At 39.9% G+C, this 22,848-nt stretch carries 17 protein-coding genes; 3 read left to right on the plus strand and 14 right to left on the minus strand.

Annotation, left to right across the window (positions count from 1 at the left end):
• Window positions 1-825 precede the first annotated feature (825 nt).
• The 12 genes from lysS to pth form a co-directional block, all read right to left on the minus strand.
• Entirely contained in the window at window positions 826-2,322 is a 1,497-nt protein-coding gene (lysS, locus tag ACH0AK_RS11275) for a lysine--tRNA ligase (RefSeq protein WP_010734126.1), read from the minus strand.
• 115 nt (window positions 2,323-2,437) lie between these two features.
• On the minus strand, window positions 2,438-3,436 hold the full coding sequence (gene dusB / locus ACH0AK_RS11280) for a tRNA dihydrouridine synthase DusB (protein ID WP_010734125.1): 999 nt from the start codon (window positions 3,434-3,436) through the stop codon (window positions 2,438-2,440).
• Window positions 3,437-4,324: an Hsp33 family molecular chaperone HslO gene (gene hslO / locus ACH0AK_RS11285; RefSeq protein WP_010734124.1), complete on the minus strand. Its 888-nt coding sequence runs from the start codon at window positions 4,322-4,324 to the stop codon at window positions 3,437-3,439. It lies immediately after the preceding gene.
• Window positions 4,325-4,477: 153 nt separating this feature from the next.
• Window positions 4,478-6,574: an ATP-dependent zinc metalloprotease FtsH gene (gene ftsH, locus ACH0AK_RS11290; RefSeq protein WP_010734123.1), complete on the minus strand. Its 2,097-nt coding sequence runs from the start codon at window positions 6,572-6,574 to the stop codon at window positions 4,478-4,480.
• A gap of 90 nt (window positions 6,575-6,664) precedes the next feature.
• Entirely contained in the window at window positions 6,665-7,210 is a 546-nt protein-coding gene (gene hpt / locus ACH0AK_RS11295; RefSeq protein WP_010734122.1) for a hypoxanthine phosphoribosyltransferase, read from the minus strand.
• Window positions 7,210-8,640: a tRNA lysidine(34) synthetase TilS gene (tilS, locus tag ACH0AK_RS11300; protein ID WP_010734121.1), complete on the minus strand. Its 1,431-nt coding sequence runs from the start codon at window positions 8,638-8,640 to the stop codon at window positions 7,210-7,212. Before tilS ends, hpt begins: the two co-directional genes overlap by 1 nt.
• Before the next feature lie 78 nt (window positions 8,641-8,718).
• Complete coding sequence (locus ACH0AK_RS11305; RefSeq protein ID WP_010734120.1) at window positions 8,719-9,189, minus strand: S1 domain-containing RNA-binding protein; 471 nt, start codon at window positions 9,187-9,189, stop codon at window positions 8,719-8,721.
• 46 nt (window positions 9,190-9,235) lie between these two features.
• Window positions 9,236-9,661, minus strand: a complete 426-nt coding sequence (locus ACH0AK_RS11310) for an FtsB family cell division protein (protein WP_226077030.1) — start codon at window positions 9,659-9,661, stop codon at window positions 9,236-9,238.
• A gap of 63 nt (window positions 9,662-9,724) precedes the next feature.
• Window positions 9,725-10,000, minus strand: a complete 276-nt coding sequence (locus ACH0AK_RS11315) for an RNA-binding S4 domain-containing protein (protein WP_019722335.1) — start codon at window positions 9,998-10,000, stop codon at window positions 9,725-9,727.
• A 9-nt stretch (window positions 10,001-10,009) separates the two neighbouring features.
• Window positions 10,010-11,608, minus strand: coding sequence for a putative polysaccharide biosynthesis protein (locus tag ACH0AK_RS11320; protein WP_023520496.1), 1,599 nt, complete (start codon window positions 11,606-11,608; stop codon window positions 10,010-10,012).
• 15 nt (window positions 11,609-11,623) lie between these two features.
• Window positions 11,624-15,145 carry a transcription-repair coupling factor gene (gene mfd / locus ACH0AK_RS11325; protein ID WP_023520497.1) on the minus strand — a complete coding sequence of 1,174 codons (3,522 nt, stop codon included), beginning with the start codon at window positions 15,143-15,145 and terminating at the stop codon, window positions 11,624-11,626.
• Window positions 15,146-15,162: 17 nt separating this feature from the next.
• Window positions 15,163-15,723, minus strand: coding sequence for an aminoacyl-tRNA hydrolase (pth, locus tag ACH0AK_RS11330; protein ID WP_010734115.1), 561 nt, complete (start codon window positions 15,721-15,723; stop codon window positions 15,163-15,165).
• A 346-nt stretch (window positions 15,724-16,069) separates the two neighbouring features.
• On the opposite strand from pth, the gene ACH0AK_RS11335 reads away from it, so the two are divergent.
• Both ACH0AK_RS11335 and ACH0AK_RS11340 read left to right on the plus strand, forming a co-directional pair.
• Entirely contained in the window at window positions 16,070-17,044 is a 975-nt protein-coding gene (locus tag ACH0AK_RS11335) for an L-lactate dehydrogenase (protein ID WP_019722338.1), read from the plus strand.
• 297 nt (window positions 17,045-17,341) lie between these two features.
• Entirely contained in the window at window positions 17,342-18,742 is a 1,401-nt protein-coding gene (locus ACH0AK_RS11340) for a L,D-transpeptidase family protein (RefSeq protein WP_114543747.1), read from the plus strand.
• Window positions 18,743-18,790: 48 nt separating this feature from the next.
• Here the strand turns inward: ACH0AK_RS11340 and ACH0AK_RS11345 are convergent, their stop codons facing one another.
• Window positions 18,791-19,297 carry a VanZ family protein gene (locus ACH0AK_RS11345; protein WP_010734112.1) on the minus strand — a complete coding sequence of 169 codons (507 nt, stop codon included), beginning with the start codon at window positions 19,295-19,297 and terminating at the stop codon, window positions 18,791-18,793.
• A 122-nt stretch (window positions 19,298-19,419) separates the two neighbouring features.
• On the opposite strand from ACH0AK_RS11345, the gene ACH0AK_RS11350 reads away from it, so the two are divergent.
• Entirely contained in the window at window positions 19,420-21,219 is a 1,800-nt protein-coding gene (locus tag ACH0AK_RS11350; protein WP_010734111.1) for a M3 family oligoendopeptidase, read from the plus strand.
• Between the two features lie 123 nt (window positions 21,220-21,342).
• On the opposite strand, the gene ACH0AK_RS11355 is transcribed toward ACH0AK_RS11350, so the two are convergent.
• A complete protein-coding gene (locus ACH0AK_RS11355) occupies window positions 21,343-22,845 on the minus strand; it encodes a C40 family peptidase (RefSeq protein WP_023520500.1) in 1,503 nt (500 codons plus the stop codon).
• Window positions 22,846-22,848 lie beyond the last annotated feature (3 nt).

Below are 22,848 nucleotides of genomic sequence, written 5' to 3' on the forward strand. Positions count from 1 at the left end.
TCAAGACGCCCTACACATTTGGTTTGTCTTACTTTGTTCAGTTTTCAAAGGTCTACGTGATAATTGAAACACAACTGTCTCAACTTATCATTTGTGATTGCCGTAGCAACTTTTATACCTTAGCAAACTCTCGGATGATTGTCAACTATTTTTTAAAAGTTTTTTTGAACTCGTTTTTCACGAGGTCGTTTTAGCAACTCACTTATCATAACTCATCGTTTGTTATTTGTCAACAGTTAATTTTGTTTTTTTCTTTGCGAAATCAACGTTTATCTATTGTCGTTCACAAGCGACTTGGTTATCTTATCATGTGTTGCCCCACACGTCAAGAACTTTTTTATGATCATTCAGAAGTTATGAAACTTAACTTTTGAACAAATAATAATATACCAACTAAAATCTTATTGGTCAACGAATTTTTTTGTGTTTTTTCAAGTTTTTTAGTTATACGATTAATATGATAAAAAGCGATATAAACATTCGTTTTTTACATGGTATAAAGAGATTGAAAACCTTTATCTATATAAATCATTCGCCATTGCAACTGTGCTGAAACTTCTATAAAGCAGACCCATTTCTAATGGTTCCGTTTTCTTTTTTTATAGCTATCTTATCCCTTGCCATAACTTTCTCTGAATTGGTTCATTGATACGCATTTACTTAAAAATTAGTTTCAATAAAGTCTTAAATATAGAACCAGATTTCAAGCAAAGTTATCTCATTTTTTCTCTAAAAAATAAACCGACAGCAGCTAGAAATAAAAATCATTTCTGGCTATTGTCGGTTTGGTTCCCTGAACAGGTTGTTTCTATTTATGTCTCAGATTTAACGCATGGTTGGGAACAGTAATACGTCACGGATCGATTGAGCATCGGTCAATAGCATGACTAGACGGTCGATTCCGATACCTAGTCCGCCAGTTGGTGGCATACCATATTCTAGCGCTTCTAAGAAGTCTTCGTCTAAACCATGTGCTTCATCGTTTCCAAGCTCGCGTTCTTTTTCTTGCGCTTCAAAACGTTCTCTTTGATCGATTGGATCATTCAGCTCAGTAAAGGCATTAGCAAATTCTTTACCTGTGATGAACAATTCGAAACGGTCAGTAAAACGTGGGTCTTCAGGATTTTTCTTCGCCAATGGAGAAACTTCTACTGGATGTCCATAGACAAAAGTAGGTTGCACTAAGGTTTCTTCCACAAACGCTTCAAAGAATTCATTGATGACGTGACCAACACCCATTGCTTCTGTCACTTCAACTTGGTGTTCTTTTGCAATCGCTAGTGCTTCTTCTAAGGTCATTTCTTTCCAGAAATCAACACCTGTATGCTCTTTGATTGCATCGACCATATGCACACGTTTGAAATCACTCTCTAAGTCAACTGCTTGACCTGCATAAGTGATTTTAGCTGTTCCTAATACTTTTTCAGCTGCATTACGGATGATACCTTCTGTCAAGTTCATCACATCTTGAAAATCAGTATATGCAGTGTATGCTTCAAGCATCGTGAACTCAGGGTTATGGGTCGTATCGATTCCTTCATTACGGAATACACGGCCGATCTCATAAACTTTTTCCATACCACCAACGATCAGACGTTTCAAATGAAGTTCTAGCGCAATACGTAGATATAGATCCATATCTAACGCATTGTGATGTGTGATAAACGGACGTGCTGCTGCTCCACCGGCTTCATTATGCAAGACTGGTGTTTCAACTTCGATATAGCCGTTCCCATCTAAATAGCGACGGATCTCACTAATGATTTGACTGCGTTTCATGAAGCGGTCAAAACTATCTCTATTACTTACTAAATCAAGGTAACGCTGTCTGTATCGTTGCTCGATGTTCGTTAATCCATGATATTTATCTGGTAATGGACGAAGTGCTTTTGATAAGATGACGATTTCAGAGGCTTTGATCGATACCTCACCTGTATCAGTTTTCATGATTTCTCCAGTTACGCCAAAGAAATCTCCTAAGTCAGCATGTTTGAATACTTCATAAGCTTCTTCACCTACTCGGTCTTTGCGTACGTAGATTTGGATTTGGCCTTCTCTGTCTTGCAGATGGGCAAATCCAGCTTTACCTTTTCCACGGCGTGTCATCATACGGCCAGCAACACTCGCTGTCAATGCCATCTCCGCCAATTCTTCTTTTGTACGTGGATCAAATAATTCGTGCAATTCTTGGGAATTATGTGTACGCTCAAATCGCTTACCAAATGGATCGATCCCATTTTCTCTCAATTGCTCCATTTTTTCACGACGAACAATCATTTGATCGTTTAAATCTTCTAATTGATTTTGTTGTTCCTCAGTCACAAAAGTTCCTCCATTCTCATCTTATTCTCTTCCTTATAATGCCAATGAAACGCAAAAAAAGCAAGCCGAACTTAGTGTTTCGGCTTGAATTTCGCAAAAAACTTAGAATAACTTCCTAAGATTGAAGTGATAATTTTTCACTTTTTTCAACCAATTGGTCAAGCAGTTCATTGATTTCATGCTGTTTCTCAGTCTTATTGATCGCTAATTTGATCTTGGCTGCACGTGAGATACCTTTTAGATAGTAGGAAGCGTGAGTCCGAAACTCACGACAGGCGATGGTTTCTCCTTTTAAATCAACTAAACGTTCTAGATGTAATTTTGCAGTAGCGATTTTTTCGCGTGCGGTTGGTTCCGGAATCAGCTCTCCAGTTTCTAAATAATGTTGTGTCCGATGGATCATCCAAGGATTCCCTAAAGCAGCGCGGCCGATCATGACGCCATCGGCACCCACGTATTCCAACATGCGTTTTGCATCTTCTGGCGTTTTGACGTCCCCGTTCCCCATAAAAGGGATCGTTAGATGTTTTTTGACTTCCTTTAACACTTCCCAATTGGCTTTTCCTTCATACATTTGCACACGTGTTCGTCCGTGCATGGCTACTGCACCGGCTCCAGCTGCTTGAGCGGCTAATGCGTTTTCGACAGCAAAAACATGTTCTTCGTCCCAACCAATACGCATTTTCACAGTAACTGGCACATCAACTGCCGATGCAACTGCATGAACCATTTCATAGACTTTATCAGGATCTAATAACCATTTTGCACCTGCTTCAGCTTTGATGATTTTATTGACTGGGCATCCCATATTGATATCAATGATATCTGCTGTAGTATGTTTCTCAACAAACTGTGCTGCTTCTACTAGTGTGTCTTTGTTCCCACCAAATATTTGCAAACTTAATGGATGCTCCGTTTCGTCGATATGCAGCATTTCCAATGTTTTTTTGTTGCGGAAATGAATACCTTGGTCACTGATCATCTCGCAAACGACCATTCCTGCACCAAATTCTTTGACGGTTACACGAAATGCGGCGTTCGTGATCCCTGCCATTGGTGCTACAACAACGCGATTCGGTATTTCAACGTTCCCGATTTTCCATGTGTGATCCACTTATAATCCTCCCAAGGCTTCTGTCTTCAATGCTGCTAGGTCATCTTCTGTGTAGGTATACTTACTATTACAAAATGAGCAAACTGCTTCTGCGCCATGGTCTTCATCGATCATTGCTTGGATTTCTGCTGCGCCTAAAGCAATGATTGCTTCGCCAAACTTTTCTTTCGAACAATCACATTTAAACTGCACAGGCATTTTTTCTAGTACTTGCAATTCGTCTGTTCCTAACAATCCATGCAAGATTTCTTCAGGTGTCAACCCTTCATCTAAGAGTGTAGAAATACGTGGTGTTGTTTTCAGTTGCTCTTCGATTTTCACAATCGTTTCTTCGTCTGCTCCTGGCATGATCTGGATCATAAAACCACCCGCTGTTTTGATGGTATCATCCGTATTGACTAAGACGCTTAGCCCTACAGCTGAAGGGATTTGTTCTGAAATCGCTAAATAGTACGTGAAATCTTCAGCTAGTTCACCAGATACAATCGGTGTTTGTCCTGAAAAAGGTTCTTTTAACCCTAGATCTTTTGTCACACTGAACATCCCTTGTGTCCCTACTGCTCCACGTACATCGATTTTTCCTTCTGCGTTCAGCGGTAAACTCAGGTGTGGATTTTTGATGTACCCTTTGACATCACCTTTACCATTCGCATCAACAACGATCCCACCTGCAGGGCCATCGCCTTGGATGCGTACTGTTAATTTGTCTTCTCCTTTAACTGTCGCACCTAGCAGCAGACTGCCAACTAATGCACGGCCTAATGCTGCTGATGATGTATGCCAAGTATCATGGCGTTGCTGCGCTTCTGCGACAGTATTGGTTGCACGAACAGCATATGCTCGAACAAACCCGTCATTGGCTAATGCCTTTACTAAATAATCTTCCATTTGTATGTAACCTCATTTCCCGATTTTAAAACTCATAGTGAATCATACTAGTAACTTCCAAATTTTTCAACTTTTGAATTTGTAAATTCTACGTTTCTATTTTAATTGTCAGACACAAAAAAAGAGCTGCGACTTTCGTCACAGCTGCTTTCTTTATCTATTTTGATCATCTGAATGATTTTGTTCATCCGTTGAAGTCGATTGATTCTCATCATTCAACTCTTTTTTCGCTTCATCAAACTCATGTTTTTCTTCTGCTTGTTTTTCCGCATCTTTTTCTTCTAGTGCACGTTTTGCTTCTTCAAACGTTTGCGCTTCTTTTTCACTAGGGAAGTCTGCCGATTCTGCTCCTTCAGGCATTACACCTTTTTCAAAGAGAGATTTGATTGCTTTGGCATCCAATGTTTCAAATTCAAGCAGTTTTTCTGCGATCAGTTTGTGTTGCGCACGGTGTGCTTCGATGATTTCATGTGCTTTTTGATGTGCTTCCATCAAGATCTTGCGTACTTCTTGGTCGATTTCAAAAGCAACTTGTTCTGAGTATGCTTTCGTTTGACCATAGTCACGGCCTACGAATACTTGGTGGTTTCCTTCATATTGGACAGGACCTAAGCGATCACTCATCCCATACTCTGTAACCATACTTCTTGCTAGTGCTGTTGCTTGTTCAAAGTCATTTGATGCACCAGTAGATTGAACGTTGAAGATGATTTCTTCTGCGGTACGTCCACCTAGTAATCCAACGATTTGTTCAAACATATCTTCTTTTGTCATTAAGAATTGATCTTCTTTTGGTAAAGCGATCATATATCCACCAGCACGTCCACGCGGGATGATTGTTACTTTATGAACGACACGGGCACGACTCAAGACAAGCCCAACGATCGTATGACCTGCTTCATGGTAAGCGACCATTTCGCGTTCGCGTTTGCTGATGACACGGTCTTTCTTGGCTGGTCCAGCAATCACGCGGTCTTCTGCTTCATCGATATCAGAAGCATCGATTTTTTTCTTGTTTCGACGAGCAGCTACTAATGCTGCTTCGTTTAAGACGTTTTCTAAATCCGCACCAGCAAAACCTGGTGTTTGTTGTGCTACGACTTTCAAATCAACATCGTCAGCAATTGGTTTGTTTCTTGCGTGAACTCGTAAAATCGCTTCACGGCCTTTGACATCTGGACGACCAACTAAAATTTGACGGTCAAAACGTCCTGGACGAAGCAAGGCTGGATCTAATACGTCTGAACGGTTTGTCGCTGCAATCACGATCACGCCTTCATTTCCATCGAATCCATCCATTTCAACAAGCAATTGGTTCAGTGTTTGTTCACGTTCATCGTGTCCGCCACCCATACCAGCGCCACGTTGACGACCGACAGCATCGATTTCATCAATAAAGATGATTGCTGGAGCATTCTTTTTCGCAGTTTCAAATAAGTCACGAACTCGGCTTGCACCGACCCCAACAAACATTTCAACAAAGTCTGAACCCGAAATAGAGTAGAATGGTACGCCAGCTTCACCAGCAACTGCTTTGGCAAGCAAAGTTTTACCAGTTCCTGGAGGTCCTTCTAAGAGAACTCCGGCTGGAATACGTGCGCCTAATTCAATGAAGCGTCTTGGATCTTTTAGGAACTCAACGACTTCGACAAGTTCTTGTTTTTCTTCTTCCGCACCCGCTACATCAGAGAAACGAACGCGATTTGCTTTTTTGTCGGCTTCTTTTGCTTTGGATTTCCCAAAGTTCATCACACGGCCTCCGCCGCCTCCGCCGCCACCTTGTTGTCCCATCATCATATAGAAGAAGAAGACGATGATCACGATTGGCAAGAAGCTTAATAGGAGTGATACCCATACGCCGCTACTTGATTCTTCTCTGATCGTAGTTGCTACGTTGTTGTCTTTTGCCAACTCTGTGACTTGGCTCAATGTTGTATCGTTTGGCAAAATAATCGTAGTGAAGTGCGTAGTTGATGTCTCAGTAGTACCTAGAATCGATAGACCACCACTATTTGCAACTGTCTGTTGTTCTTTGTATTCACCTGAGATCTTATACACACCATTAGCAGGTTGCACCTCAAAGTTTTTGATTTTGCCTTCTTGTAATTGTTCAGTGAATTTTGAGTACTCGATATCTGACGACCGTTGGCCATTGTTACCAAAAATAAAGTAGACGACCATTACCATCGCTAAGATTACGAGGACATAATACAAGGCATTTTTCATCATGCCATTGTTTTTTTTGTTCATAGTTGTCCTCCCTATGCGTTATTTTTACTTGATAAATCTTTTATCAATCCTGACCATACTATTGTAACATAATTTATGAGAGATAGATGATTAATTTGATTGATAAACACTCGGTTTTAGTACACCGATGTATGGAAGATTTCGATAGGCTTCTGCATAATCTAATCCATAACCTACCACAAACTCGTTTGGCACATTGAAACCAATGTAATCCGCTTCGATATCTACGACTCTGCCTTCGGGCTTATCAAGGAGTGTCACGATTTTGACTGAGTTTGCTTTACGGTATTTGAATAGATCGACTAAATAAGCAAGTGTTCTTCCGCTATCAATGATGTCTTCGACGATCAATAAATCACGGCCTTCCACATTCGTATCCAAGTCTTTTACGATTTTTACTTCACCTGATGAAACAGTTGCGTTACCGTAACTTGAAACATCCATAAAATCCAATTCTAGGTAAGCATCGATCGAACGGATAATGTCTGCCATGAATGGGACAGCACCTTTCAATACACCAACAACCAACGGATTTTTATCTTGATAATTTTCAGTTAACTCTTTTCCTAGTTCTTTACAACGAACTTGTATCTCTTCTTGCGTGATCAATACTCTCTCGATATCTTTTTCTAACATCAGGTTCTCCTTCCAATTGCTTCTTTTTGATATTTGTAAAGAAGTATGTAGTGTATTTTATCAGTTTCTACACCAATACTCAAATAAGAATGGACAAAAGGGACTAGACTCCATAGATTTCTCCCTTCATCTATAATAACCCATGAATTTTTTCGTTGTGCAACAGATATTTTTTTATCGATAAAATATCTTGACACTCTTTTGTTCAACGTCTCCGTCAATTGGATACGATCTCCCGGTTTTCGCCGATCGACCCAAAGCGATTGTTCGGCGGATAACCATAGATCATGAGTGAAGATTTCACCTGTTTCATCCAATTTCCAATCTGGAAGTTGGTCGGGTGTGTAGATCCCTAACCATTCCGACTCTCCTAACTGAATGGATTGATTCGGTATGATTTTTAACGGAGTATTTTGGTGGTTGGTTGATCGTTCCTTTTTTCTTTCATAAAGATAAAGTACTTCATAGGAACGTTCGATCACCCAGCGTTTGCCCAGATCAATCTGCCATTGTCCTGCGGCTTGTTCACATTGTTGTAACAACGTGTCAATCTGTTTTTCTTTGATCGTCACTTTCGTAATTGGAAAAACGTAATCAAAGAACGTGTAAAAGAAGAAGTAACGTTCAAAAGATTCCAAACTTTCGATCACCTTCCACGGAATAGATAAGCGCTCTTCTCTATACGTAAGATGTTCCGTGATCATCTGATGAGTATTTTTTCGGATAAATTGTTCTGCCCATTGGATTTGTTGCGAGAATTTTTGGAAATGAGCCATCGCTTGGGTATTTTCTTTTTTCAATTGTGGTACGACTAAATGACGCAGTCGATTACGTTGGACAGTTAGTTCCTGATTGGTATGGTCCTCAAAAAAAGGTAAATCTTCTGCTTCCGCATACGCATACAATTGTTCTTTACTAAATGACAACAACGGTCGAATAAGTCGCCCACCAGCAAAAGGTTGCGTTTCCTTGATTCCCGCATACGTACCTAGCTGCCCACCACGAATGATTTTCATCAAAATCGTTTCCATTTGATCATCCCCATGATGCGCTGTCATCAATGTATCATAATGATAATCTCGTACGATCTCATCAAATTTCTCATACCGAAAAGCTCGAGCAGCCGTTTCAATTCCTTGTTCCGCGGGATTCTCCCATACTTTTAAGTGGAAAGTAAGATTGTTTTTATCGCAAAAGTCAGCAAGATAGGCTGCTTCATCCGCAGAAACGCTCCGTAAGCGATGATCGATATGGACAACCCCTAACCGAAAGCCAATTTGTTTTTGGGCGGTCATTAAGCAATCGAGTAAAACCATCGAGTCTACCCCACCGGAAACAGCAACTAGTATTTTCGCATGTTCAGACAGATAGCCACGGCGTAAGCCTCTTTTTATAAATGCTTGTTTAAACTGACTTGCTCTTCTATCCATTGGTGTCACATCCTTTTACAAAATAAAAAGAGCGGACAAAAGTCTGTGACAATTGCCTGCCCTTCAATTTCGCTTAGCTTAGCTACGGCGACCGCCACGGCCTCCGCGTTTTCCTTCTGTGTTGCGTTTTAAGGAAGTCAATCGATCATCGCTATCTTTTAAAAATGAGCTCATCAATGAATCGAAGTCTTCTTTTGTATTGGAAGGTTGGCTGCGAGAAAAAGATTTTTTCTGCGGTGCGCGTCCTCGATTATCTCGAGTTTCTTTTTGTGGATATCTCTTTTGACGATTTTCATCATTAGTTTCTACTGGCTGCTCTTGTGCTTTGCGGATAGATAAACCGATTTTCCCATCATCATTGACTGTAATGACTTTGACTGTTACCTCATCACCAACGCTCAATACATCATGAATATCCTTGATATAACCGTTTGATACTTCACTGATATGAACTAACCCTGTTTTGCCAGCTCCTAAATCAATAAATGCGCCAAAATTTGTGATTCCTGAAACTTTTCCTTGCAGTTTTGCTCCTACCTCGATTGACATAAAAAAAATGTTCCTCCTAATTATTTCCCTTTTTTTATATTACTGCTTATTGGGCAGTTGTTGAACTCGTTGTTTGTTCATCGGTGTCTGCTGAATTATCTGTCGTAGATTCAAGTATCGGGTAGACTCGCTCCCCTTCTTTTGAATAGAAAAATTTGCTTCTAGCAAGTTTTGCTACGTAATCTTCATCTTTAAGCAATTTCACGTCTTCTGTGAGTTGGTCTACATCTTTATTGATTTGTTGTAACTCTGTATCTGCTTCGACTTTTAATTCATTTAAATGATTCATTCGTTGCATATCATTAAAAATTTGGAAACCTATTACAGCGAAAATGACCAAAGCACCTAAAAAGATGGCTGCTAACCTGCGTCTACGAAAAATCAATTGGCGTTGTTGTTGTTGAAATTCGACATATTTTTTCTTTGCATACTCTGTGTCTAGTGCAGCGATTTTATTGCTTTTGTTTGCCACCTGTATTCGCTCCAATCTTTTTTGATTGTCATTCTTTATTATACCAACATCCTGAATGCTTGTCTAATCTATTTCGCTTGTGTTTTGTACTCGTGTTTCTGACAAGACTTCATACATTTTTTGTGCATCTTCTTTTTTTGTTGACTCATGCAACTCTGCTACCTTGATTTCCATCGTCTTGTTGCCAAATTGGATGTCCAATTGGTCTCCAACCTTGACATCACTGGAAGATTTCGCTAGTTTGCCATTGATTTTGATTCGTCCTTTATCCGCCACTTCCTTAGCGACAGATCGGCGCTTGATGATTCGCGAGATTTTTAAAAATTTATCTAGTCGCATCTCATGTCCTCACTTTTCTTTTTTTATTTTTTTCAAACGTAAGATTTTCTTACCAAATGGCAGTAACAGCCATTCACGGATCGTAAATAATTTTGTCCAGATCACTGCATATACAAATGTGACTACGCCTATAATGACACCGCCTAGGCTGGCAAAAAGAGCAGTCGAGCGATGGCTCACTGGACCAAACAATAAGTTTAAGAAGCCATAATACACAAACAACGCTAAGACCATCCAACCTAAACATTGGATCAATTTCTTACCAAATTTTCGTTCGTGCCAAAAACTATTGATTGCTGGAGTTTCAGTACGGACAAAATACCATAAAGTCACTGATAGTCCAAGTAATGTCGATAAACTAGCACCGACTGTTCCTAAATAACTCGTGAGAAGCGGTGTAGCTAAAGCTTTAGCAAGCAAGCCCCAACCAGCACCCTTTAGTGAGGGGCGGAAAGAGTTTTTACTTTGAGCAATGCTTTGGTACGCTTGAATAATTGCAGTTAATCCAATGGAAAAAACAAATAGAACTAGTGTCATATTCCCAGCATAATCTTTAAACAATGCGTAATTGATATAAGGCAACAATACAGCTAATCCTACTGAAGCTGCCAATGCTAATGCAGTCGTCAGACGCAAGTAAATTTTTGCTGTGGAATAAAATTGTCCTTTGACTGCACTCGTTAGGTAGCGTGTCAATGCGGGTAAGAACGTAGCACTTAAAGCTGTAGCAATAACTAATCCTAATTGAACTAACGGTTGCCCACGATCATATACTCCTTTAGCTATTTTAGATGCTTGCTCAGATAAACCATAGATTTGTAACGCATTCTTAACAAAAAAAGAATCAATCAATTGGAAGAAGATCAATAGACCACTATAAATGGAGACTAATCCCCCTTCAATCAAGAAACGGCGTACGAGTGATTTCGCTGGCCTTCTTAAAATCGGAAAGTGGCGGAAGCTCAATGCACCACCATGGATTTTTTGTTCATAATAGTACAGTACACCATATGCACATACGCCACCAAATACTGCGCCACTCATTGCCGCTGTGCCTGTTTGATAGACTGTCCAGCCTAATCGCTTAAAGGCAATTGCGCTAAAAACAATGATTGCTACACGAACAATTTGTTCCACGACTTGCGAAACCGCTGTGGGCTCCATTAAAAATCGACCTTGAAAATTCCCACGATAATAAGATAGTCCTGGCATCAACAAAAACGTGAAGGAGACGATCCGAATCAACGGCATCAGTTGTTGATCCCCCATCATAAGAGCGATCCAGTGACTAAATGAAAATACGAAGAGCCAGAGTAAAAAGCCTGACCAAAAAACAAGGGGATAAAGATTTTTCAATGCTTGTCTTTGTTCGAAAGGGTCTTTTTTTTCTGCTACATATTTAGAGATAAACTGGGGTAGCCCCGACAAAGCGAGTGTCATCGCAATACCATAAATAGGATAAACTTGTTGATAAACATAAAAACCTTCATCGCCCACTAAGTTTTGCAATGGAATCCGATAGAGTGCGCTGAGGACTTTTGCTATAAAGGAGGCAAGCGTCAACACAAAGGCACCATGCATCACTTGACGCATTTCTTTATGATCCAAAGGTTCAGCCCCTTCCTATGCAGTCGCATATTTCTGTTCGCGCAATGCTTTGACAAATTGTTGGATTTCTTGCAACCAAACAGCAGTCGTTGTTTGAGGTGGCAAGGTCAAACGAATCATCATTTGTTCTTTTTCCACACCAAGTCCTGCTTTTAATTTTGTGGCAGTCAGCGCTTCAAATAATTGTTCAACCGTGTAGCGTTTTGTTCCCACTTTGCTCAACTTGAACACGATGGTTTGTTGTTGCTTACGAATCATCTCTAGCAATGCACGATCGCCATCCATTTTGATTTGTCCAATCGTCAACAAATGCGCGACTTCTTCAGGATATTCACCAAAACGATCCAGTAGATCTGCTTCTAATTCTTCCAACATCTCTTGTGAATCCAATTCGCGAATCCGTTTATAGATTTCGATTTTTTGGCGTTGATCTGACACATAACTTTCTGGTAGATAGGCATCGACGCCTAGATCGATCTCCACAGAAGTTTTTTCTATTTGCTGATTTTTACCTTGTTTACGAGCGACTGCCTCACTCAACATTTGAGAGTACATATCAAAACCAACAGCATCGATAAATCCATGTTGTTGCGCCCCTAGCAAGTTACCAGCACCACGGATCGATAAATCTCGCATCGCGATTTTAAATCCTGAACCCAATTCCGTAAAGTCTTTGATTGCTTGAAGACGCTTTTCGCTGACTTCATTAAGGATTTTTTGCTGTTCGTACATAAAATAAGCATAAGCGACACGATTGCTTCGTCCGACACGTCCTCGTAATTGGTAAAGCGTAGAGAGCCCCATATAATCGGCATTTTCTACGAAGAGTGTGTTTGCATTTGGAATATCCACACCAGTTTCGATGATCGTTGTCGTCACTAAGACATCATACTGTCCCTCGATAAAGTCGAATAATGTGTTTTCTAGTTGGACTTCCGTCATCTGTCCATGCGCATAGGCGATTCTCGCTTCGGGAACTAATGCTTGGATTTCTTCTACTTTACGTTCAATCGTTTCTACACGATTATATAAGTAGAAAACTTGTCCCCCACGTCCCATCTCTCGCTGAATCGCTTCTCGGATCGCACCTGGATTTTTTTCCATCACATATGTTTGGATCGGATACCGATTCGCCGGTGGTGTTTCAATCACCGATAGATCCCGTACGCCTAGCATCGACATATGCAGCGTTCGCGGAATAGGTGTCGCTGTCAAAGTCAGCACATCCACTTGCGCACGCAATTGTTTCAAACGTTCTTTGTGTTTTACACCGAAACGTTGTTCTTCATCAACGATTAATAGTCCTAAATCACTAAATTCAATATCTTTTGACAATACACGATGAGTACCCACAACAATATCTAGTTGTCCTGTTCGTAATTCTTCGATCGTTTCTTTTTGTTGTTTCTTTGTTCGGAAACGACTCAGCAAACCAACATTCACTGGGAATCCCTCAAATCGTTCCAACATCGTTTCGTAATGTTGTTGCGCCAAGATTGTTGTCGGCACAAGAAATGCCACTTGTTTACTTTCTTTGACTGCTTTAAAAGCGGCACGTAGCGCAACTTCTGTTTTCCCATAGCCGACGTCCCCCACAAGTAAACGATCCATCGGTTTTTCTTTTTCCATATCTCGTTTGATTTCCGCCGCACTTCGGAGTTGGTCATCTGTTTCCGAATATGGAAAAGCATTCTCAAATTCTTTTTGATAAGAGTCATCCGGACCAAATGCGTATCCTTTTTCTGCTTCTCTGACCGCATACAATTGGATCAAGTCATCCGCAATATCTTCGATTTTTGAGGAGATCTTACGTTTCGTTTTCGTCCATTCACTACCACCGAGTTTGTTGATTCGTGGTGTTTTCGATTCCGAAGCTACATATTTTTGGATCAAATTCAACTGCGTGACAGGAATAAATAGCTTATCATCATTTTGATAAATGATCGTCATATAATCTTGGTGGACACCGTCGACCTCTAAGGTTTCCATACCGATATATTTCCCGATCCCATGATTCGCATGGACAACGTAATCTCCAGCTTTTAATTCGTTGTAGCTTTTTAGTCGTTCTGCATTCGTTACCGTTTGACGACGTGTCTGTTTTTTTGTTGTCTTTTGAAAAATCTCTTTTTCCGTGATCGTTACGATTTTTTCTTGCGGCAACTCAAAACCTGTCATCAATGCGCCTTCGACTAATTGGACTTGTCCTTTGATCAGTTGGTCTGCTTCTGTTTCTACCACTAATATGTCTTCGTCACGCAACATTTGTTCCGCCTTACGGATACGTTCTTTCGTTGGAATGAAGATGACGACTGTCTGCTCTTGTTTGCGCCAACGATCCATTTCCGTTTTCAGCAATGGCATTTGTCCAAAGAACTGTTGCATCGTGCGATACTGGAACTGGTAAAGTGCTTGGAACCTGAGATTTCCCATTCCTTTTTGGAATAAAGAGAAAAAAGTGGTCGCAAATTTTTCTTTTTGGATGATCCCATGTACGTCTGCCACAAATTGTTGTTCAGAGAATACGCGTAACTCACTGATTTTTTGTGTATGCCATTCCGCTGCTTCTCTCTCCATTTCGCGATTCGTTTCCATGATTCGTTGGTAATCGTCCACAATCAGCAAGCTATCTTGGGGAAAATAATCCAAAATCGATAAATGTTCAGGATACAAAAGATCCGCATAGAACTTCGCTTGGTCTGTCGGGACATTACGTTGCCACTCCGAGATCAACTGACCGAAATAGTCATGCAAAAATTGTCGTTCAGTAGGTTCTGCGGTCGTTGCTAATTTCTTTTCTAAGAGGTTTTCTATTTTGTTGATACCGTCAAGCAGATTCTCTTGAGAATAAATTTGTTCACTTGTTGGTGGCAACCACACTTCTTCGATCTTTTCAATCGATCGTTGCGTATCAGCTTCGAAGTATCTCATGGAATCAATTTCGACATCAAATAATTCCACACGAACAGGGTATTCAAATGTCAAAGGATAGATATCGACAATACTCCCTCGCATACTAAATTCCCCAGGTTTTGCGACCATCTCTGTCCGCTCATACCCCAACAAGACGAGTTGTTGCGGTAATGAGTCCACGGCGATCTCGTCGCCAATCTGCCAATGTAATTGGGCATTGCTCCATGTTTCTTTATCAGGAAGACGTTTGTGCAATGCTGCCACTGGAAGAAGATAGATTCCTGGCTCATCTTGTTGCAAACGATTCAACGTCGCTACACGTTCAGCCCGAGCTTCAGGAGAAGAAAAAGCCATTTCTGCGGAAAGCACTTCATCTACTGGAAATAAGTGGATACTTTCAGCTGGCAGAACGTGTTGCAGATCCTCTGCCAATTGGTTGACGTAATATAAATTTGGCATCAGGATAATCAGATTTTTATCCAGTTTTTTAAACGCATGTGCAAACAACAACGTCTTAGCAGATCCAGCTAAACCTGTAATCAACTGTCTAGACATCCGTTGTTCAAGATTCATGGACCATTCAGCCACTTGAGCATCTTTGCCAATCAATTGGATCATATCCATCGTTTCATTCTCCTTTCTTAATTAAATTGATTCATTGTATCTATAAAAGAATGGCCATCCAATAGAAATTCAACAGCAGCGACTGATTGATCGATGCTTTGTTCGATCAAGGGTTGCGTCTCTTTACTAAAGGGACTGAGAACATGTTGGACGACTGTTTTTTTACCTTCTGGTCGACCAATACCAACTTTTATTCGATCAAAGATCGTACTATCCAAATGAGAGATAATACTCTTGATCCCATTATGTCCGCCTGCACTTCCTTTTTGTCGTAAACGGATTTTACCGATTGCTAAATCTAGGTCATCATAAACAACCACCAACTCTTCTGGATAAATCCCAAAGTAAGTCATCAATGGACCAACCGCTCGGCCAGATTCATTCATAAATGTTTGGGGTTTGACTAATAAAATTTTCTCACCTTTGTGGAAAAATTCAGCTACTTCTGCTTCAAATGTGTTTTTCTTAAAGGTCGCTTGGTGTTTTTCAGCCAAACGATCCACCACCATAAATCCAACGTTATGCTTTGTATGTTCATATTTCGTTCCTGGGTTTCCAAGCCCTACGATCATTTTCATTTCTGCGCTCATCCAATCTTATAAACAGCACAAAAGGCTGGACTGCTCATAGGCGGTCCAGTCTTTGACTCGATTTTTTTATTATTTTAGCTCCTATTAGTATAACACACAATCCTTTGTTACAGCTAAAAAGAGAAACTTAATAAATGAAAAAATGATTAAAATTATAATTCAAAACTAATGAAATCATTGGTTTTGCTAAATAGTGAAATAACGCACATGTAAGCTTTTACATATGGTACAACCTTGTTATCTGTTATATTTTGTAACCAAATAGCGTGACAGCAGGCTTTTTCCATGTTAGCATAGGCATGGGAAAAACAAATCAATGGAAGGATTGATATAAATGACTGCAAACGCAGAAAAAAAAGATCATCAAAAAGTAATACTTGTTGGAGACGGTGCTGTAGGTTCTAGCTATGCCTTCGCTTTAGTTACACAAAATATCGCTCAAGAAGTTGGTATCATCGATATCAATACAGCAAAAACTGAAGGAGATGCGATCGACTTATCACACGCTCTAGCATTTACTTCACCTAAAAAAATCTACTCAGCATCTTATGCAGATGCACATGATGCAGACTTAGTCGTTATCACAGCTGGTGCACCACAAAAACCAGGTGAAACACGTTTAGATTTAGTAAATAAAAACTTAAAAATCAACCGCGAAGTTGTTACACAAATCGTTGACTCAGGTTTCAATGGTATTTTCTTAGTTGCTGCTAACCCAGTTGATATTTTAACTTACTCTACTTGGAAATTCTCAGGGTTCCCTAAAGAGCGCGTAATCGGTTCAGGAACTTCACTTGACTCTGCTCGTTTCCGTCAAGCACTTGCTGAATTAGTTGACGTTGATGCACGTAACGTCCATGCGTATATTTTAGGTGAACATGGAGATTCTGAGTTCCCAGTTTGGTCACATGCCAATGTTGCTGGTTTACAAATCTATGAATGGGTGAAAAATAATCCAGACGTGGATGAAGAAGCAATGGTCAACTTATTCTTCGGTGTACGTGACGCTGCTTATACGATCATCGAGAAAAAAGGCGCAACATTCTACGGTATCGCTGTAGCTTTAGCACGTATCACTCGCGCGATCTTAGACGATGAAAATGCAGTTCTTCCATTATCTGTTTATATGAATGGTGAATATGGACTAAACGATATCTATATCGGTGCACCTGCTGTCATCAACCGTCAAGGTATCCAAAAAGTCATTGAAATTCCATTAAGCGACAGCGAACAAGATCGTATGGCCGCTTCAGCAAAACAATTAAAAGATATCTTAGATGAAGCTTTTGCTAAATTGGATGCTGAATAATTAATTACTTGAGACGCTATCGTTCTCACTAAAAAAGAATACACGTTGTTCCAGAAGTAATGTCTTCGAAAACAACCTCATCTTCACAGGGAATCCTGAAAATCGACCTTCCATTTTCTAGGATTTCCTGTTTTTTTATACACTTCCGTATATAAAATCCTTGCCTAACTATCGTTATTTTTCTAAGCAGTATGTTAATTTTTATATAAAGAGGGACATCATTTCGTCTTTTACTGTAAATTATGCTATGATAGAGTCGTTACACCCTATAACTATTATTATTAAGGAGTTGCAGATATGACAAGATCTTCTCATCGAAAAAAATCAATGCGTATTGGTTTGCTTTCTGTTCTCGGTGTGATTCTAGTATTAATCGGCTTTTACACCTACCGTAGTACATATTACACGAATCGTTTTCTTCCTAAAACGGAAGTCAATTCGATCAATGTAAGTAACCTGACTATCGACCAAGCAAATGACAAGCTAAAAGAAGCTTATTCCAATAAGATGATTTCAATCAAAGAAAACGGAACGGTTTGGAAAGAGATTGCAAAGTCCGATCTTGGTTATAAAAAGGATTTTTCAACTGATCTAGCTTCCATCTTGAAAAACCAAAATGCTTGGACTTGGGGAATGAACTATGTAGCTGCGGCCGAAAAACAAGAAATCGATCCACTAAGTGCGGAACGGGAACAACTGGATCAAACGATCGAGACATTGTCTACGGAATTGACTGAATTGAATAAAGAACGTACGCCTACTGCCGATGCAACGATTGAAAAGTCTGGTGACTCATTTAAAATCAAGCCTGAAGTGAAAGGGAACACGGTCGATGTCGAAGCCGTTACGAAGGAATTGACAACTGTTGTCAATGATGGAAAAGATACAATTGATCTGACTGAGTTCCAAAAAGAACCAACGGTCACATCTACAGATAAAAAGTTGACTGAGCAGTTAACGACAATGAATAATATCGCTAAAGTAAAAGGAACTTACAGTATCAATGGTGAAACAGTTACGATCCCTTCTTCACTCATCGTTGAATGGCTCACCTATGAAGATGGAAAACCTGCGCTTGATTCAGAAAAAGTTCGTCAATATGTTAGTGAACTTGGCGAAAAATACAATACAAGTACGAATGATACTAAATTCAAAAGTACCAAACGTGGCGAAGTAACTGTTCCTGCTGGCACGTTCAGTTGGACGATCCAAACAGATAGCGAAGTAACAGCATTAACAGAAGCGATTTTAGCAGGACAAGATTTCACACGTTCACCAATTGTTCAAGGTAGTACAACTGCCGACCACCCATTGATTGAGGATACGTATATCGAAGTCGATTTAGAGAATCAACATATGTGGTTCTACAAAGATGGGAAAGTAGCACTTGAAACAGATATCGTTTCAGGAAAACCTTCTACCCCTACTCCTCCTGGTGTCTTTTATGTCTGGAATAAAGAAGAAAATGCAGTATTAAGAGGAACGAACGATGATGGTACACCATATGAAAGTCCAGTGAACTATTGGATGCCAGTCGATTGGACAGGTATCGGTATCCACGATTCGGATTGGCAACCAGAATATGGCGGCGACTTATGGCGAACTCGCGGTTCTCATGGTTGTGTCAATACGCCACCAGGTGTCATGAAAGAATTATTTGGAATGGTTGAAAAAGGTACGCCTGTTTTGATTTTTTAATCGTAACTACTAGAGCACAGTTGCAGACACGCAACTGTGCTCTCTTTTTTACTTTTTCTTCTTTATAAAAGTAAATAAAATACATATAACAACTGCAGTCAATGCCCCCATCGAATCAAGCATGACATCTTGGAACATTGGTGAACGATCGCCTGTCAACATTTGATGGAACTCATCTAGACCGGCGTATCCTGTCGCAGATAACCAAGCAAGAACCCCCGTTAACCACCAGATTTTCATTTTCGGGAATACACCTAGATACAGACTACCTCCTAATAGAAAATAGGTACCAAAATGGGCGCCTTTTCTTAAAAAGAATTCAATGAATTTGCTGTATCCAGAATGGTCGATACTGATAACACTTTCTCCATAAGTAAACTGGATACCTGATAATGCTTCTTTAAAGGGTTGGTTTGGGAACCACGCATCAATTCTTGAAAGTTGCGATTGTTGTCCATAGGTTTGCGAGGAGCTATAAAATAAAATAGCCATGATCATTAATGCAAACACTAAATAAAAATTTCCATTTTTTCTTTGTTTTTTTAAAAACTCCATAAGTCACCTCTTCTTTCTATGATAGCTTTTTTTTCATAAAACAACAATAATTTCTCCAAGACTTATTCCTTCTTTAAATGCTATACTAGAGATAGTACCATAAATATGAGAGGGGTTTTTTGATGACTTATTCGCTTAACTGGGATTTAGATTCTATCTTTCCTGGAGGAAGTGCTTCAACTGAATTAAATGAACGTTTGGCTCAATTAGAACGACAAATAGAAACATATTACGAACAAATCAATCAATGGTCATTTTCATCCGAAGATATCGATTCTCTTGTGACGATTTTGGCACTTCAAGAAAAAGTAACCAATGGCTTCAGCCAATGTAATAGTTATATTACTGCTTTATTATCTGCTAATGTAAAAGATTCCGATGCAAAGATTTTATCTGGTAAACTCTATGCTTCATTACCACGTTGGCAAGCAGCAGATACGATCTTATCGAAAAAATTTGCAGAAATATCTGACAATGAATGGACACACTTGATTGCTCAAGATCAATTAGCTCCGATTGCTTTTCGCATGAACGAAATTCGTCGCGATGGCGCACGCTTGTTATCTGAAAACGAGGAGCACATTATCAATACATTATCTTTGGATGGTTTGAATGCCTGGAGTAGTCATTATGATACGATTGTCGCTAGCGTGACTGTACCATTTGAACAAGAGGGAGAAATCATTGAATTATCTGCTGGTCAAGCATTCAATAAAATGATGGGTGATCCTGATCCAGAAGTCCGCAAACAATTATTTACAGCTTGGGAAACTGCTTGGCAAGAAAAAGCACCTTTATTTACAGACACTTTGAATCATTTAGATGGGTTCCGTCTATCCACCTATAAACTACACGGTACAACAGATTTCTTACAAAAGCCTTTAGAATATAATCGCTTGAAAAAAGAAACATTAGATGTAATGTGGGAGACGATCCAAAAAAATAAACAACCCCTTGTCGATTACTTAACAAGAAAAGCCAATCTTTTCGGTAAAGAAAAAATGGAATGGCAAGACCAAGATGCACCGATCATTCTAGGTGATATGAAAGAAAAAACCTTTACCTTTGATGAAGCGGCAGCATTTATCATTGAGAATTTCAATAAATTCAGTCCTAAAATGGCTGAATTTGCTCAAGACGCTTTTAACAAAAGTTGGATTGAAGCAGAGGATCGTCCTGGCAAACGACCTGGTGGTTACTGCACCGAATTGCCTGAAACACAAGAATCTAGAATCTTCATGACTTATAGTAATTCAGTCAACGAAGTCGCTACTTTAGCCCATGAGTTAGGTCACGCTTTCCATAGTAGTACGATGTGGGATCTTCCAGCGTTGAATCGTGAATACGCGATGAATGTTGCTGAAACAGCAAGTACCTTTGCAGAATTGATCGTAGCTGATGCAACACTTAAAGCGGCATCAACAAAAGAAGAAAAAATCAATTTGTTGGATACGAAACTACAAAATGCTCTGGCTATGTTCATGAATATCCATTCTCGTTTTATCTTTGAAAATCAATTCTATACTGCTCGACAAAAAGGACTAGTCGCAGAACAAGAGATCACTGATATGATGATCGAAGCGCAAAAAGAAGGATATGCAAATGCATTATCTACTTATCATCCTTATTTCTGGGCAGCAAAACTACATTTCTTTATTGATGATGTACCGTTTTATAATTTCCCTTATACCTTTGGTTACCTGTTCAGTTTAGGTATTTACGCCTATGCTAACGAGCAAGGTTCAAGTTTTGAACAAGAGTATATCGACTTACTACGCGATACTGCTTCGATGACAACGGAAGAATTGGCTCAAAAACACTTAGGTGTAGACTTAACGAAACCAGATTTTTGGCAAGCAGGTATCAACATGGTCTTAGAAGATATCCAAAACTTCATGGAATTGACGGAAGAATTTATTTGATCATGCTTTCTAAGCAAGAAAATTTTAAAGGATCGAACAGACAGTTACCAAAAACTGTTTGTTCGATCCTTTTTAGTTTCGTAAAAAAAGAACTAACTCACTTTAGAGTTAGTTCTTCATAAATTACATACTTACAGCAAAGTCAGGTGCATACCATTGAACTGAGCCAATTTTAACACTTTCGCCCGGTTGTGGTGCGTGGATGTATTGTCCGCCACCTAAAGAAATTGCTACGTGGTAAGTGCCACCAGCTGCTCCCCAGAATAATAAGTCTCCAGCTTTTGCTTGAGAAACTGAGATTCTAGCTCCTGCTGATTCTTGAGGTACAGTCCAACCACCGATGTCACGACCAGTTACTTGTAGGTACACATAGCGTGTAAATCCAGAACAATCAAATCCACTTGGATCTTTTCCACCCCATACATAAGGAGTCCCAATGTATTTCATCGCTTCAGCTACAATCGCTGCTCCATTAGTAGATGGAGCCGTTGGCGCTGGAATTGAGGGTGCCGGTGTTGATGGCTCCGGCGTTGATGGAGCTGGTGTTGATGGAGCTGGCGTTGATGGCTCCGGCGTTGATGGAGCTGGTGTTGATGGCTCCGGCGTTGATGGTGTTGTTGTTTCTGGAACAGATGGTGTAGTAGTAGATTCTTCTGTTGAAGATTCTGGTACACTGCTTTCAGTTGTTGAATCTTCTGTTGATGTAGATGATTCAGGAACTGAAGATTGTTCTGTTGAAGATTCAGCACTTGATGATGATTCTGAAGTAGCTGATTCAGAAACTTCTGTTGATTCTTGTACTGATGAAGAAGAAGCTTGTTCTTGCTCTTGTGCTGCTGCAGCGGCAACTGCTGCTTGTTCACGTGCTTCTCTTTCAGCTTGTTCTTGTGCTGCTTGTTGACGCGCTTGCTCTGCTAAACGAGCTTGTTCACGAATACGTGCTTGCTCTGCTTCAGCTTCTGCTTTTTGGCGGTTCAAGTCTTCTTTTTTATCTTCTGCTGTTGCTTGTTCAGCCGCTAAAGTAGTTTTTAGGACATTTAAATCAGCTTGTTTTGATAGTAAGTCGCCTTTTTGTGATTCTAAAGCCGCTTGGTTTTCTGCTAACTCTTGTAGCTTCGCTTCATTTTCAGCTTTTTTATCTTCAACTGCCTGTTTGTCTTCTTTTTGTTGTTTCACTAAGTCTTGGTTCGCACGTACAATTGATGACATTGCTTGAACGCGTCCGATAGCATCTGAGAATGACTCAGCATTCAATACTGCATCGATGTAGTTAGAGCTTGTACCTTTAACTTGTGTTTCACGTGCTTGCTCTTGGATCGTTGCTTCACGTTTTTCGATACGTTCTTGTAGATCAGCAATTTCTTGTGTCAATTGAGAAGACTCTTGACGTAATGTTGCTTGATTAGCTAATAAAGTTTCAGCTTTTGTATTGATGTCAGCGACTTGACCTTCTAATGCCTCGATTTGAGATTGGGCACTTGCTTGTTGGTTTTGTAATTCCGCAATTTTTTGATCTTGTTGTTGTATTTGAGAATCAAAATCTTCCGCCGCGGCTGCGATCGGTGATGCTACGGCAGTCAAGGCCATTGAACTTACCATTACTGCTGATATTAAACTCTTTTTCACTCT

The sequence above is a fragment of the Enterococcus pernyi genome, from assembly GCF_045371165.1.
In the GTDB taxonomy this organism is placed as follows: domain Bacteria; phylum Bacillota; class Bacilli; order Lactobacillales; family Enterococcaceae; genus Enterococcus_B; species Enterococcus_B pernyi.